Origin of the sequence: Tenacibaculum amylolyticum (genome assembly GCF_964511145.1) — a bacterium.
GTDB classification, from domain to species: Bacteria; Bacteroidota; Bacteroidia; order Flavobacteriales; family Flavobacteriaceae; genus Polaribacter; species Polaribacter amylolyticum.
On sequence record NZ_CAZEFZ010000011.1, the window covers coordinates 78158 to 93997 of the forward strand.

12 protein-coding genes are annotated in these 15840 nt (G+C 30.5%); 8 read left to right on the plus strand and 4 right to left on the minus strand.

Annotated elements, in window-relative coordinates; genetic code table 11:
* Positions 1-97 precede the first annotated feature (97 nt).
* On the plus strand, positions 98-742 hold the full coding sequence (locus ACKTTC_RS05770) for an energy transducer TonB (protein ID WP_408038844.1): 645 nt from the start codon (positions 98-100) through the stop codon (positions 740-742).
* Between the two features lie 148 nt (positions 743-890).
* Positions 891-1616 carry an energy transducer TonB gene (locus tag ACKTTC_RS05775; protein WP_408038845.1) on the plus strand — a complete coding sequence of 242 codons (726 nt, stop codon included), beginning with the start codon at positions 891-893 and terminating at the stop codon, positions 1614-1616.
* Between the two features lie 70 nt (positions 1617-1686).
* On the opposite strand, the gene ACKTTC_RS05780 is transcribed toward ACKTTC_RS05775, so the two are convergent.
* Together ACKTTC_RS05780 and ACKTTC_RS05785 are read right to left on the minus strand one after the other, a co-directional pair.
* Positions 1687-3306, minus strand: a complete 1620-nt coding sequence (locus ACKTTC_RS05780) for an Ig-like domain-containing protein (RefSeq protein ID WP_408038846.1) — start codon at positions 3304-3306, stop codon at positions 1687-1689.
* 42 nt (positions 3307-3348) lie between these two features.
* The gene (locus ACKTTC_RS05785) at positions 3349-4041 is read right to left on the minus strand and encodes a ComF family protein (protein WP_408038847.1); all 693 of its coding nucleotides are present in this window, start codon (positions 4039-4041) and stop codon (positions 3349-3351) included.
* A 47-nt stretch (positions 4042-4088) separates the two neighbouring features.
* Between ACKTTC_RS05785 and ACKTTC_RS05790 the strand changes: the two genes are divergently transcribed.
* The 6 genes from ACKTTC_RS05790 to ACKTTC_RS05815 all read left to right on the plus strand — a co-directional run bounded on the left by ACKTTC_RS05790 (position 4089) and on the right by ACKTTC_RS05815 (position 13444).
* Positions 4089-4658, plus strand: a complete 570-nt coding sequence (locus ACKTTC_RS05790; RefSeq protein WP_408038848.1) for a class I SAM-dependent methyltransferase — start codon at positions 4089-4091, stop codon at positions 4656-4658.
* A gap of 51 nt (positions 4659-4709) precedes the next feature.
* Entirely contained in the window at positions 4710-5900 is a 1191-nt protein-coding gene (hflX, locus tag ACKTTC_RS05795) for a GTPase HflX (RefSeq protein ID WP_408038849.1), read from the plus strand.
* Between the two features lie 186 nt (positions 5901-6086).
* Positions 6087-6806, plus strand: a complete 720-nt coding sequence (locus ACKTTC_RS05800; protein WP_408038850.1) for an energy transducer TonB — start codon at positions 6087-6089, stop codon at positions 6804-6806.
* Between the two features lie 57 nt (positions 6807-6863).
* A complete protein-coding gene (locus ACKTTC_RS05805; protein ID WP_408038851.1) occupies positions 6864-9623 on the plus strand; it encodes a TonB-dependent receptor in 2760 nt (919 codons plus the stop codon).
* A 146-nt stretch (positions 9624-9769) separates the two neighbouring features.
* Positions 9770-10507, plus strand: a complete 738-nt coding sequence (locus ACKTTC_RS05810; RefSeq protein ID WP_408038852.1) for an energy transducer TonB — start codon at positions 9770-9772, stop codon at positions 10505-10507.
* A gap of 30 nt (positions 10508-10537) precedes the next feature.
* Complete coding sequence (locus tag ACKTTC_RS05815) at positions 10538-13444, plus strand: TonB-dependent receptor (protein WP_408038853.1); 2907 nt, start codon at positions 10538-10540, stop codon at positions 13442-13444.
* Between the two features lie 360 nt (positions 13445-13804).
* On the opposite strand, the gene ACKTTC_RS05820 is transcribed toward ACKTTC_RS05815, so the two are convergent.
* Positions 13805-14878, minus strand: a complete 1074-nt coding sequence (locus ACKTTC_RS05820) for a CNNM domain-containing protein (RefSeq protein WP_408038854.1) — start codon at positions 14876-14878, stop codon at positions 13805-13807.
* A 74-nt stretch (positions 14879-14952) separates the two neighbouring features.
* Positions 14953-15822, minus strand: a complete 870-nt coding sequence (locus ACKTTC_RS05825) for a DUF3078 domain-containing protein (RefSeq protein WP_408038855.1) — start codon at positions 15820-15822, stop codon at positions 14953-14955.
* Between the last annotated feature and the right edge of the window lie 18 nt (positions 15823-15840).

Here is a 15840-nt window from a genome sequence, read left to right on the forward strand (position 1 = left end):
TTAGTTTTAACTATAAAAAAGAGATTTTTTTTAGTATATTAGCTATCCCAATATTACAAAAAATACAGAATAACCAAACTTTATAAATCCCCAAACTATGAAGAAAGTTATATGGTTGCTGATCTGTATGTTTATGGTTTGCAAAGCATACTCTCAGGATAAACAAAATCAGTCTATCGAAATTAAGAGAAACAAAAAAGCTTCTCAAAATATCGAGGTTGAAATTGTTTATAATAAAAATAAAGACACAAAAACTTCAGAGGCAGATAATAAAACACGTTTTCTTATTAAAAGGAAAAAGGATGTTGATGCAAAGAAACTTTCAGTAAAAAAGAAAAAAAAGAGCACTACTTCAAAAATTAATAAAGTAGAAGAAGTACACAATACAGTTTATAATTTTTATAAGGTAGATAAAGTACCTGTATTTATTAATTGCAATTCTAATTCACAAAGAAGCCAGAAGAAATGTTTCAATATTGGTATAAGTAAACATATACAAGAGAATTTTGTATATCCTGAAGAAGCTGTAGAAAATGGAATTGTAGGTAAAGTAGCGATCAAATTTATTATTAATGAAAAAGGAGAAGTAGTAAATGTAAATGCTACAGATGAAAATAAAGAAGATATACTTACGAGTTATACCGTAGAGTTAATTTCTAAATTGCCAAAGTTTAAACCAGCTAAGAAAGAAGGGAAACCTGTTGCTGTTTATTATGAATTCCATTTAGACTTTTCTCTTTAATTTATCTGTAAAATAAATGTCAAAACAGTGTTAAATAAACAAGCTGTAGGTTAAAAAATTGAATTATTAATGAAAAATTAGCTTTTTTAACATTTTTTTTCTAAATTAGCTAATGTGAATATTACATAACCAATTAAAATCCCCCCACATGAAAAAAGTACATTGGTTACTCGTTTGCCTGTTTATAGGAAATTTAGTGACAGCACAATCATCTAAGACTTGTGATTCCGATAAAAATACTGTAACAGAAGAAGACTTAAATAGTATAGACAAATGCAAAGTCATATCTAAAGAGTTAGACAAAGATGGCAAACCGATACGTCAAATCATCCTAAGTTTTAATGCATCTCAAGGTCGTCGTTTTCTTAGAAAAAGGAAAGCGGAAAAGAAAGCTATTCAAAAAGCAAAAGATGCTGTAAGAGCAATTACTGAATTAGACACAAAAGGGGTGAAAACAAATGCAAAAGGAGGTGCTAATACAGATAAGAAATTAGCGGTAAACAAAATAAATAAGAAATCAGTTTACTTATTGCACGAAGTGGATTACGTGCCAGTATTCGAAGCCTGTAAAGCATTTAAGGATATTAAAATTTTAAAGTGCTTTAAAAGTGTAATAGGAAAGCATATTCAGAAAAACTTTGAGTATCCAGAAGAAGCTATAGAGGACAATATTACAGGTAAAGTTTCTGTTCAATTCTTATTTGATAAATACGGAAAAATCCAAATCAAAAAAATAATAGACAACAACGAAGATAAAATACTAGGAAAATATACAGCAGGATTAATTTCTAAGCTGCCAAAATTTACTCCAGCTAGGAGAAACGGTAAACACGTTCCGCTTTCTTATGAACTTTCTCTTGATTTTTCGCTTTAATGTTTGATGTGTATTAATGAAAATGTGGGACCTGAGGAAAATTAGAGAGGTTATTTAAAAAAAAGAGCACTTAATAGTGCTCTTTTTTTATGGTTAAAGTTTCATTAAAAGACCAATTGGCTCGCATTTCTATAACTTCAGGGAAATATATAATGCGTTCTGGTTGTATTTTAAGTAAATAACTTCCGGTATCCCAAACGCCATTTTCATTGGAGTCTACAATAGCTCTTATTGTGTATTTTTTAGGTTCTAAAAGTGTAAAATCAATCTTTTTAGAGGTTTTTAAGTAAGTACTACTTACCACTTTTTTATCCATTATTAACTCAATAATTATAGGCTCTTCAATTTCTTTTACAACATTTAATGAAATAGAGCCGTAATCTTCAATTTCCTTAGTATTTAGTGTATAACGTATAGTATCTTTTGATTGTACCTTATATAGGTCTTCTATGGCTTTAGGAAGGATTTCTAAGTTGTATTTAGAATTAGGTTTTTTTTCAAATAAAACAGCGAGCTTATTAAAGTCTATTTCTTTAATTTCAAAATTTACAGCAACGGTGTCTGCATCTACTAAAGAAAATTTGGTTTTATCAAATGCTACAATTGGATTGTTAGTGTTGATGAACAGGGTATCTGCTAAGTGTAAATTACTACCTCTAATACTAGATGAAACAGTAAGAGAGTCAATTTTTTTCTTTCTTAATTTTACGCGAGTTGTATCTTTATGATTGTTGTTGGTAACAATAAAGTTTAAAGAATCAGCTTTTATTGGAGTGTGCCAGTAAATTAATGAATCTTTATCTTTAAGAACTTTAGAAAATGCTTTAAAATCTGCTGGAACCTTAGAAATTACTTCAACTTTCATGTCTTTTTGTTTTCCAGTAAAACCAAAGTTTATTTTTCCTTTACTTAATTCTTTACCTCTTTTAAATTTATAAGGTTGATCTTCTTTAAAAAGAATAATTGGTTTAATAATAACACTATCCTTTGGTAAAGAGATTGTTCCTTCAAAAAAACCTACTTGATCTAATTTTGAATTAAATAAATAATCAGAAGTTTCTTCTTCTAAAGCAAAAACCCTGTAATCTCCATCGCTTACATTAGTGAATTTAAAATTAAGAGAATCAATAGTTTTTGTTACATAATCAGGCTTTCTTTTATAAATAATAGAATCATTAAAAGTTGAATCTACCTTGTATAAAAGCACATTATAGTTTTTACTTTTTACCTTTTCTTTTATATCTATAACAGAACCGCTAACTGTAAGAGAATCGATAAAGTCTCCCGTAGAAAAAACATATTTAAAGTTTTCTAATTTATTATTCTCGTTATTATCAAGAATAGCATCTCCAAAATTAAAAGTATAAGTTGTGTTCTTTTTTAGAGTATCTAAAATTTTAATATTAATATACTTGCTAGGTGTTCCTTGTGGTGTAATTAAAGGAGGGTTTTTAAATGGAGGAGAAACGATTAGTTTTTTGTTTAAATCTCTTAAAATAATGTACTCATCAAAATAAATACGAATATTTTCTCCATCAAAATTTAAACTCTCATAAGCAGGTTTTGCAATAACCATTATCGGAGCTGTTTCATCTTTAGGTCCTCCACTAGGACTTCCTTTTCTAGCACAACCTGATAATAAAATTATACATGAGAATACTATAAAAAATAACTGTTTATAAAGTTTCACAAGAATCGAAATTTAGATAACATCAAAAGTAGTAAAAAACTACTAGCTATCACTTGTAAACGCAATACTCAAAATGCTTATTTTCAATTTTTCTGTTTTTAACAATTCTTTACAACAAGACTCCAGAGTAGCGCCAGTAGTAATTACATCATCAACTAAAAGTACATGTTTATTTTTTAAGAAAGATACATCTGTTAATTTAAAATTATGCGCTAGATCTTTAGATCTTTCAAAGCGAGTTTTAAATGTTTGGGAAGTATTGTTTGTTACTTTAGTTAGTAAGTTTGGAATGTAAGTGATTTGTAATACATCGCTAATACATTTACAAAAACTATCAACTTGATTATATCCTCTTTTGCGTTTCTTTTTTAAGTGAATTGGAACAGGAATAATATAATCTACATCTTTAAACACCTTGTTTTCTTTTAGTTGATAGCCAAACCAATTTCCTAAAAATAGACCAATATCTTGTCTTCCATTATACTTTAAATTATGAATAAGTTTCTGCGAAATATTCCCTTTTTTAAAATAGAGGAAAGAAGCACCAGATTCAATTTTTATTTTCCCATACAAAGTATTTGTAACAAAATTGTTCTTGTAGTCGTCTATTGTAATAGTAGGCAAATCATTACTACAAATAGTACATAAAACTTTTTCTGAAAAAAGTAAATGATCCGAACAGTTTATACATAAATTAGGATAAAATAAACGTAAAAAGTCTACGAAAAAACGCATATTTGTGCAGCAATTTATTTATAAAAATACAAAACACTATACAGCTTTTGAGTAAAAAGTTCAATTTTTTTAAAGAAGCAATCGCTACAGCCAAAACTTCTGGTACAATTGCTCCAAGTTCCCGTTTTTTAGCAGATAAAATGTTGAAAAACATTAACTTTAATGAAGCAAAACTTATTGTGGAGTTAGGGCCAGGCAATGGAGCTATTACAAAACATATTTTAGAAAAAATACACCCAGAAACTATGTTAATTTGCTTTGAGATAAACGATAGTTTCTATAATGAATTGCTAGAAATTAATAATGATCAACTAATAGTTTTAAAAGCTTCTGCAGAAAATATTCAGGAAGAAATAGAAAAAAGAGGCTTTCAGAATGCAGACTATATTGTTTCTAGTTTGCCGTTAGCAATCATTCCAAAAGAAATAAGTAAAAATATTCTTATAAAATCGTACGATTCTTTAAAAGAAAAAGGAATCTTTATTCAATTTCAATACAGTCTCAATTATTTAAAGAAGCTGAAAAAAGTCTTCGGAAGAAATAATGTCTCAGTAAAATTTGAAGCCATTAACTTACCACCTGCATTTGTGTATGAATGCGTAAAGAAAACTGCTTAAAAAATAGTATAGTGTGAAAAAGCATCACTATAATTTGTAATTTTGCCCTCTATGATTGAAACACGCGAAGTAATATCTGAGAAAGCGGTGCTAATTGGAGTAATAACTCAACATCAAAATGAAGAAAAGGCACAAGAGTATTTAGATGAGTTAGAGTTTTTAACCGTTACAGCTGGAGGAGTACCTACTAAAAGATTTTTACAAAAGTTAGAAAGACCACACCCAAAAACATTTATTGGGTCTGGAAAACTAGAAGATGTAAAAGCTTTTGTTGAGTCTAATGAAATTGGTACAGCTATTTTTGATGATGAATTAACACCAGCACAATTACGAAATATAGAAAAAGTTCTAAATTGTAAAATACTAGATAGAACGAATCTAATCTTAGATATTTTTGCTAGTCGTGCACAAACTAGTTCTGCGAAAACACAAGTCGAATTAGCGCAATACGAATACTTACTTCCTCGTTTAACGAGAATGTGGACACATCTTGATAAGCAAAAAGGAGGGATTGGAATGAGAGGGCCTGGAGAAACGGAAATTGAGACGGATCGACGTATTATTCGAGATAAAATAACACTCCTTAAAAAGAAGTTGCAAGCCATTGATAAACAAATGGGAGTGCAACGTAAAAATAGAGGTAAAATGGTACGTGTGGCTTTAGTTGGTTATACCAATGTAGGAAAGTCTACACTAATGAATTTAATTAGTAAAAGTGCTGTATTTGCTGAAAACAAATTGTTTGCAACATTAGATACTACTGTACGAAAAGTTGTGATACAGAATCTTCCATTCCTTTTAACAGATACAGTAGGGTTTATACGTAAACTTCCAACACAATTAGTCGAATCTTTTAAGTCTACTTTAGATGAAGTTAGAGAAGCAGATCTTTTGGTACATGTGGTAGATATTTCACATCCAAATTTTGAAGATCATATAGATTCGGTTAATAAGATCTTAGATGAGATAAAAAGCGCAGATAAACCAGTAATTATGGTTTTTAATAAAATAGATGCATATACTCATAAAACGATTGACGAAGACGATCTAGTTACACAAAAAACAAAAGAACACTACACTTTAGAAGATTGGAAGAAAACATGGATTAATGATTTGAGTAAAGAAGTGTGCTTTATTTCTGCCATTGATAAAGAAAATATAGAAGAATTTAAAGAAAAGGTCTACGAAGAAGTAAAAAAGATCCACACAAAAATTTTTCCTTACAATAATTTTCTGTATTAAAAATGTTTTTTTAGTGTAAAATTTGTTAACACTTGTTTATAAAAAGTTAAAAAAGGGCTGTTTTTCAAGGGCTAATGGCTTTTGTATGCAATTTTTTCCTACTTTTGTAGTTGGAACATTGTGTAAAATCTAAATAAAAAGCTAATAATATACACTTGTGTATTATTGGTTTAAATCCCTTGACTCATGAAAAAAATACTAGTATTACTTTTTTTAGGGCTGTCAGTTAATGTCTTAGCTCAAAAAGAGACATGTGAGACCCCAGAAGATGCAGCGGTAGATTTAAATAGTATAACTAAGTGTACTATTAAACCTTCAAAGAACTCAAAGGACAAGAAGGCAAGGCAAATCTCAGTTAGGATATCGGCACCTAAGAAAAGATTTTTGAAGAAAAGAAAGAAAATAACTTCAGGAGCTAATGGATTAAATAGTTCTGGACTTTCTAGTACTAGTCACGACAATGAAATCTCAAAATCAGTTGCGCTTAAAACCAATTTAGCAGCATTAACAAATACACTTTCGAAAGAAGAGGTAAGAAAAGCTGCAAAATTTAGCACTGTGAGTAACATTCCTCTTTTTCCAGACTGTAAAAGTGAAGACAAATCATCAGATCAATTAGACTGTTTTAACACAGAAATGATCAAACATATTCAAGAACATTTCAGATATCCAAACGAAGCATTAATCAATAAACTTCAAGGAGAAGTTTGGGTGCGTTTTATTATAGACAAAGACGGAAATGTTACTAATATCAAAGCTTTGGGACCTAAAGGAGGTAAAATATTAAAAGATGAAGCTATTCGAGTAGTTTCAAACTTACCTAAATTTAAGCCAGGTATCAAAGATGGTGAAACTACTTCGGTAAAATACGGTTTCCCTATTAATTTCTCTTTAGAAGAAGATTAATATCTCACCGTCATAAAATAATTTACATCAATACAAAATCAATTAATTCAAAATAGTATGGTTAGAAAATTACTAGCACTATTCTTTTCTTTAAGTACTTTTTTCGCAATAGCACAAACTGAAGTTTCAGGACTAGTATTCGATGAATACTTAGAGCCTTTTCCAGGAGTGTCTATTCGTTCAAGTGAAGGAGAATCTGCAACATCTAATATAGATGGAGAATTCACAATTAAAGTAAAAAAGTTTCCGGTTACCATAAATGTTTCTCTTGTTGGGTTTCAAACAGAAGTATTACAAATTAGCGATGCTTCAGAAGAAATTAATGTAATCTTAAAAGAAACATTTGTTTTAGATCAAGTAGTAGTTTCTGCCTCTAGAACACCCGAGCGTATTATAGAATCGCCAGTAACAATTGAGAGAATTGGTATTGCAGATATTAAAAGAAATACTTCGGTTTCTTTCTATGACGGGTTAGTTAATTTAAAAGGAATTGATTCTTACGAAGCGAACTACGGATTTAAATCTATAAACTCTCGTGGTTTCTCTACATTCGATAATACACGTTTTGTACAATTGGTAGATGGAGTTGAAACTTCTATTCCAGCTACAAATTTCTCTGTAGGTAACTTAGTAGGACCTTCAGAATTAGATGTGAAAAATGTGGAAATTCTACCAGGAGCATCTTCTGCACTTTATGGAGCAAATGCATTTAACGGAATTTTATTAATGAGAACAAAAAGTCCATTTGAATTTGATGGAGTAAGTACTTATGTAAAATCAGGTTTTATATCGCAGGAAGCTACAGAAAAGAGTGATCTTTTCTACGATGTAGGAGCTAGAATGGCATATAAATTTAGCGATAAGTTTGCTGGTAAAGTAAACTTCACGTATTTCGATGCAGAAGAGTGGCATGCAAACGATTTATCAAATACAAGCGGTATTGCAGGAGTTGTAATTCCAGGAACTAGAGAGTCAGATACAAACTACGATGGAGTAAATGTTTATGGAGATGAAGTTTCTGCTAATATCAATGAGATTGCTCAATTATTAGAATTAGGTGGTTTAATACCAGCTGGTGCTTCTGCATTGGTTCCAAATGTTGATGTAAGTAGAACAGGGTATGCAGAAACAGATTTAGTAAACTACGATGGATATAACATGAAGTTTGATGGATCATTACACTATAGACCATGGGGTGATGATAGAATAGAAGTGATTTTAAATTCTCGTTTTTCTAGAGGAAATAATATTTACCAAGGTAGTAACCGTTTTTCGCAGAAAGATTATTACGTAGAGCAGTATAAATTAGAAGTTTTAGGAAAGAACTTTTTCTTAAGAGGATATTATACTGGTAATGATTCTGGTCAAAGTACAGATTTACGATTCTTAGGTATTGGTATCGATGAATTAAATAAACCTTCTTCACAATGGTATGGAGAATATATTGGTGCATTCTTAGCTACAGGAAGTCATGCAGCTGCTAGAAATGTAGCAGATGCTAATAGATTTGTTCCTGGAACTCAAGCATTCGAGAATGCGTTAAATACTGTTGCTAGTACTCCAATATCTAATGGAGGTGCAGGTATTACAGATGTAACATCTTACTACCATGGAGATGCAAATTATAACTTTAGAGATCTTATTGATTGGGCAGAAATACAGGTAGGAGGATCTTTCCGTAGACATCTTGTAAATTCAAACGGTACTTTATTTACAGATCTAGGAAGTCAAATTACTTTTGATAATTATGGATTTTATACACAGATTCAGAAGAAATTTTTAAACGATAAATTAAAGTTTACAGGATCTGTTCGTTACGATAAGTCTAAAAATTTTGAAGGGAACTTCTCTCCAAGGATTGCATTAAACTATGCATTAGATGAAAATAATGATCATATCTTAAGAGCATCATATCAAACAGGATTTAGAAACCCTAGTATTTTAGAGCAATATTCAGGTTTACGTATTGGACCAAATAGATTCTCTATAGGTACTGCGGAAGAAAATTTAGATAGATTTGTGGCTATTACTGCTAATAATGATGGAACTACAAGTACTATTACTGGTAGAGACGCTTTTAGTAGAGCATTACTTCCTTCTTCTGTATTCGCAGGAGCGCCAGTAAGAGCGAATGTAAGTCCAGTTAAACCAGAAACGGTTACTTCTTACGAATTAGGATATCGTAGTATTATTGGAATTAATGACGATAATATTTTAGAATTAGATATTAATGGTTACTACAACCAATATCAAGATTTCGTAGCTTTTAAAGATGTTATTATCCCTAATTACGGAAGTTTAGATGCAAATGGACAACCAGATGCACTTGCATTAGGAGCGTTGGCTGCAGGCGATATAACAGCGTTTAATTTAAATACAAATTCATTAGCAGATATTAGCTCATACGGTTTTGGACTTGGAGCAAGCACAAAAGTATTTGGTAATTTTAACTTTGGATTAAATTATACATTATCTAAATTAATTTTCGATCAAGATTCTGATCCTGAATTTAATCCTGGATTTAATACTCCAGAACATCAAGTAAAAGTGTCTTTTGGTAATCCTAAATTATTTAAAAATATTGGGTTTAACATTAATGCGCGTTGGCAAGACAGTTTCTTATGGGAATCTAGTTTCTTAACAGGAGTTATAGACTCAAGAACTGTAATCGATGCACAATTAAATTATAGAATTCCAGTATTAAAATCTAGATTTAAAATAGGTGCTACAAACTTAACTGGAGAAGAATATGTAGTAGCTCCGGGTTCAGGTAGTATAGGATCTGTATATTACATTTCATGGACAATAAACGACTAAATTATTGTAAATAAATAATATAAAAGAGGGCTGATTTTTAGCCCTCTTTATTTTTTTAACAAAAAAATATTTTGAATATAAAAATAGTTGTATTTTTGCGCCCCCAATCCCCAATTAATCGTCTACAAAAGTAGATTTTTTTAGATATGAGTAAGATAAAATTATGCATTGTAGTATTACTATGTTGTTTAAATGTTGTTAGTCAAGAAGTTTGTGAAACCCCGGAAGAGCAAACGTTAGATTTAAACAGTATCACTAAGTGTACTATAAAACCTTCAAAAAAAGGAAAAGGTAAAAGAAGCAGACAAATTACCGTTAGAGTATCTGCAAAAAGAAGATTCCTAAAAAAGAGAGAAATTAGAAAGAAAAAAGAAGTAGTATCAAATGGAAAATTGAATACTACAGGAGTTTCTGAGATTTCAACTACATCAGGAATAGCTACTAAACTTAACTTAAAAAGAAAGAGTGCAGCAAGTGATATTGCAGCATTAACAAATAGCTTGTCTGAAGAAGAAGTGAGAAAAGCAGAACGTTTTGCTACTGTAGATAAATTACCATTGTTTTCTGATTGTAAAAATGCAAGAAAAGGAGAAATGGTAGATTGCTTCAATACAGAAATGATTAAGCATATTCAAAAGCACTTTAGATACCCAGCAGAAGCAGTATCAAACATGATACAAGGTGAAGTTTGGGTACGTTTTATTATTGATGCAAATGGAGATGTGAAAAACATTAAAACGTTAGGCCCAGAAAACGCTGAAATTTTAAATGAGGAGGCAAAAAGAGTAGTAACTAAACTATCTAAATTTACACCAGGTAAAAAAGACGGAAAGCGTGTTGCTGTAAAATACGGTTTCCCTATCAATTTTTCACTAGAAGAATAATTTCCAATCCCTAAATATTAATTTTTTAAAATGCTAAAGAGACAGTTAGTAATGATTGTTTTTACTTTATGCGCAAGCATGGCTTTTGCACAAGTAAAAATAAAAGGAGTTGTGTACAATGAGTACTTAGAGCCATTTTATAATGCGAAAATAACAAGTGGTTCAAACATAGCAGTATCTGATTTCAATGGGCAGTTTACGATTACTGTAGAAGGAGCACTTCCACAAGAAATTGAAGTTGCTGCGTTCGGACATCAAACGGAATATGTAGAGATTATAAAACCAAATCAAAAAGTAAATGTAATCTTAAAAGAGAGCTATTTACTAGACCAAGTAGTAATTTCAGCATCTAGAGTTCCGGAAAGAATTATAGAATCACCAGTAACTATCGAAAGATTTGGATTAACAGATATTAGAAGAACATCTTCTAATTCTTTCTATGATGGATTAGCAAACCTTAAAGGTATTCAATCTAATGAAGGTGGTTATGGATACAAATCTATCAATACAAGAGGTTTTTCTGATTTTGCAAATTCAAGATTTGTACAAATGGTAGATGGAATGGATACAGCAGTACCAGCATTAAACTATAGTGCAGGAAATTTATCTGGAGTATCAGAATTAGATATTAACAATGTTGAAATATTACCAGGAGCTTCTTCTGCTTTATATGGAGCCAATGCCTATAATGGTATTTTGTTAATGAATACTAAAAACCCTTTTGATTTCACTGGGGTTAGCACATTATTTAAAACAGGTGTTACAAGTCAAGAGTTGGCAGGAAATAACTTATTCTACGATCTTTCTACAAGAATGGCGTATAAGTTTAGTGATGCTTTTGCAGCTAAAGTTAATTTCTCTTATTACGAAGCTAACGAATGGTTAGCAAATGATACTAGAAACAAACTAATTGATACGAACGAAATTACTACAGGTAGTATAAATAATCCTCTAAATTACGATGGAATTAATATCTACGGAGATGAATTTAATAGAAGTATTAGTGTTCAAGATATAGGTCGCAGATTCTTTAATGTAAATTTACCACAAGATGCTAGAGTTAGTAGAACTGGTTTTGCAGAAAGAGATTTATTAATGGATGAAAAATCAAAAAATTTAAAATTTTCTGCATCATTACATTATAGACCATTCAAAGATGAGTCTTTAGAATTAATATTAACTGGTAGATTGGGATTAGGTAACAATTTATTACAAGGGAATTCTTCTAGGATATCACAGAGAGATTACTATATCGGACAATATAAATTTGAGGTTAAAGGAGATAATTTTTATGTAAGAACATATTACACAAATAATGATGCAGGTAATACCTATAATTTAGATGCGACTGGGGCAATACTTACGTTTAGATCTGGATTAAATAATACAGCAGGTAACTGGGGTGTAGATTATTTAATAGGTTTACAAAACAATGGTGTAGATTTTAATAATATAACTGCAGATATTTCAGTATTAGAGAGAGCAAGAGCATATGCTGATAGCTTTGGGTTCCAACCAGGAACAAATGAATTTGATGCTGCATTTAATAGTGTAACATCTACATTAATCACTGAAGGAGGAAGTAAAATTTTTGATAAGAGTTCTTATACACACGTAGACGGAAACTATAATTTTGCTAGTTTATTAGATAATTGGGCAGATGTTCAAATAGGAGGATCTTTTAGACAATATAACCCAAATTCTAGAGGAACTATTTTTAACGATGCTACAGAAGCAATTCAAGTAAATGAGTATGGTTTTTATACACAAGTTCAGAAAAAACTTTTAGATGAAAGATTAAAGTTAACAGGATCTATCCGTTACGATAAATCTCAAAACTTTGATGGTAATTACTCACCTCGTTTTGCTGTAAACTATGCTTTAGGAGAAGATAAAAACCATATTATTAGAGCATCTTACCAAACAGGTTTTAGAAACCCAACAATACAAGAACAATACTTATTCAACCAACCAGGGAGAAAGATTAATGTAGGTACTTCTGGAGACAATTTAGATAGAATTGCTATAGGAACTGAAATTACATTAACTTTTCCAGGACAACCTGATTTAACAGGTGGTATTATTAATGGACATGATATTATCAATAATTCATTATTAACAGAATCTGTATATACTACTGGTACATTCATCAAATCAGACCATGAAGAAATAAAGCCAGAAGAAGTACGAACTATAGAATTAGGATATAGAAGTATGTTCCCTATTACAGATACAAATAATATTAGTATCGATGTTAATGGTTTTTATAGTTTCCATAATGATTTTGTTTTCTTCCAGGACGTTGTTACTCCTAAAATAGGTAAAGTATATCCTTTTGGAAATAGACAATTAACTGCAGCAGAATTAGCAGATCCTTTTATTCAAGCAGGTAGGATTGTTGATGGTGTTTTAGTTTGGGATGCGTATGCTGAATTTGCATTTACTAACGTTCACCCAACTACAGGAGAATTATTAGTACAAGAATTTAATATTATAACTAACAGTAAATCTAAAGTTAACTCTTACGGAGCAAGTATTGCTTTAAACACTAAAATCTTTGGAACTTTTGATTTAGGATTAAACTATAGTTATATAGATTTTAGAGTTGAGGATAGAGATAATGGTTTCTTTGAGCCAAATTTCAATACACCAAAACATACTGTAAAAGGACAATTTGGTAATGATAACTTATTTAAAAACTTTGGATTTAGTGTAAACGGTAGATGGTTAGATAAATACAGATGGGTTTCTCCATTTGTAAAAGGAGATGTAGCATCTAGAACTGTAATAGATGCACAAGTAAACTATCGTATTCCATCTATAAAGTCTAAATTCAAAATTGGAGGAACAAACTTATTAGGAAAAGAATATTTAGTAGCACCAGGAACTGGTCAAATAGGAAAGCTTTATTATATATCTTGGATCATTAACGATTAAGAATGTAATAATTTGTGACTAAAAAAGCCTTAGAGATGTACCTCTAGGGCTTTTTTATTGATTTTTACCGACGTTCTTTAAAACTCTAGCAAATCATCAGCTTTATCATTAAAAAGCTTGTAAAATAGGATTTAATTGCAAAAACCAAACGCAGTTAAACCTTTGTAGTAAGTAGCTTAATAAAAGGTTACTTGGATACTCTTTTTAGATTTGATTTAGACCAGGTTTTGCAATGATGATAGCTGTAAAAAATAACAGTTTAATGAGTAAGAATATAGAGTTAAATAAAAAGGCTAAAAGTTTTAAAACTTTTAGCCTTTTTATTTATATATAGTTGATGAACTATTAAAAAGTAAAGAATTATTCAATAATTCCTAAACGTTTTGCTCTTTGTTCCCAGCTTTTCCTTGCTAAACTTTGTAAATCTGCTACATTATCGCTTTCATCCATAATTTCAAGTCCTAATAAAGTTTCAATAGCATCTTCTTGAGTTACAATTCCACTTACAGAACCAAATTCATCTACCACTAAAGCAATGTGCTCACGTTGTTCGATTAATTTTTCAAAAAGTTGTGGAATAGGAAGATCTCTTTTAGTTACAATAATATCTCTTTTAATAGAAGATAAAGGCTCGTCTCCTTTACCTTTAATAATAGCTTCTAAGAGCTGATCTTTTAAAAAGTACCCTATGATACTATCTGGACTTTCTGAGTACAAAGGAATACGTGAAAAGCGTAATTTAGGATTAGTATCAAAGAATGATTGAATAGTTTGAGAAGCATCTGCGGTTACCAATACAGTACGAGGTGTCATAATGTGTTTGGCCCAAACATCTTTAAAGCTCAACATATTCTTAATAACCTTACTTTCATTCTCTTTAAAAACACCTTCTTTTTCAGCGATTTCTGTCATAGCAGAAAAATCTTCTCTACTTAAAACACTTTCTCCATGACCACCTTTACCAAACATTTTGGTAAATAATTGAAGTACCCAAATGATTCCAGTAATTTTAAAGATGAAAATTAAGAACTTTAAAGTACTTGTTGTAAAACCAGCTAAAGATTTCCAGTAGGTAGCACCAATAGTTTTTGGAATAATTTCTGAAGCTACTAAAATTAAAACAGTCATAATAGCAGAAACAATAAACACTCCGCTTAATACTCCAGAATTAGAATCTCCTTCAAAAACTGTTTCTGCTTGTGAACCTACTAAAATAGCTCCAACAGTATGTGCAATGGTATTTAAAGTTAAAATTGCGATTAAAGGTTTGTCTACATCTTTTTTTAATTCTTCTAATCCAATAGCGAAAGACTTTCCTTCTTTCTTTTTTACATTAATGAATGTTGGTGTAACACTTAATAATACAGCTTCTAATATTGAGCATAAAAAGGAAATAACGATAGAAAATACTCCGTAAATAATTAATAGTCCCATTTTAAAATTTTTTGTAAAAATAAAAAACCCCAAGTTATAATCTTGGGGTTCTGAATTATTTATTGCGAAATTGGTTAGAAAGCATAATTTACTCCTAAACCAAATACTTCTCTAGTTTGAAAACCTCTAAAGGCATTATCGTCATAAATAGTTTGTAAAGCAAGGTTTGCAGATAAATACTTGTTAATTTTCATAACCACATTAACAGTATAATCTAAATCTACATTTTGTGGGTCATCTAAATAGTTACTATATAAGTTTAAAATGTTCTCAACAGAAACATTTTCCATTAAATTAAACTTGTAGTAAGCATTCACTGCAGCACCTAATTCATAACGAATAGACTCATTAGCTTGTACACCAAAATAACCACCATTAGCATTAAAAGCAGCAACTGCAGCAGCAGGCACATCTGTAAAATCACTAGCAACTACGACTAACTTTGAAGTACCTGGAGCGATATTAACTTTTAAATTATCACTCTTTTTCCATAACATACCAGGACCAAATTGAAAGTATGCAGGAGAGAAAAAGTGCGATTGTTGTACACCATTAACATCTGTAGAAGACATTTGTGTTTTAAAGTTGAAAAAAGCAGAATAGTACCAGTTTCCTTGCGCTTTTTTACCAGCTAAAGAGTTAAACTCTAAACGATCATCTGTTTTTTGTAAGTCTTCTCCTTTTAATTTGGTTAAACCATACGAAGCAATGATTTTATTATCCCAAGTCCAATCACCTTTTATATAATTAAAATCATAATTAATGTTTAATGTACCAGCAATACTATTGGTACCACCAGCTAACCAATTATTAAATGCAGATTGGTTGAAAAGTAATGAGATATTTCCTCCTTTTTTCCACCCATCCTTTGGTTCTTCTTTCTTTTCTTGCGCCGAAAGAGTGAATCCTCCTAATACAATAGCGATAGCTAATAGTTTTTTCATTTTGTTAAATTATGTGTG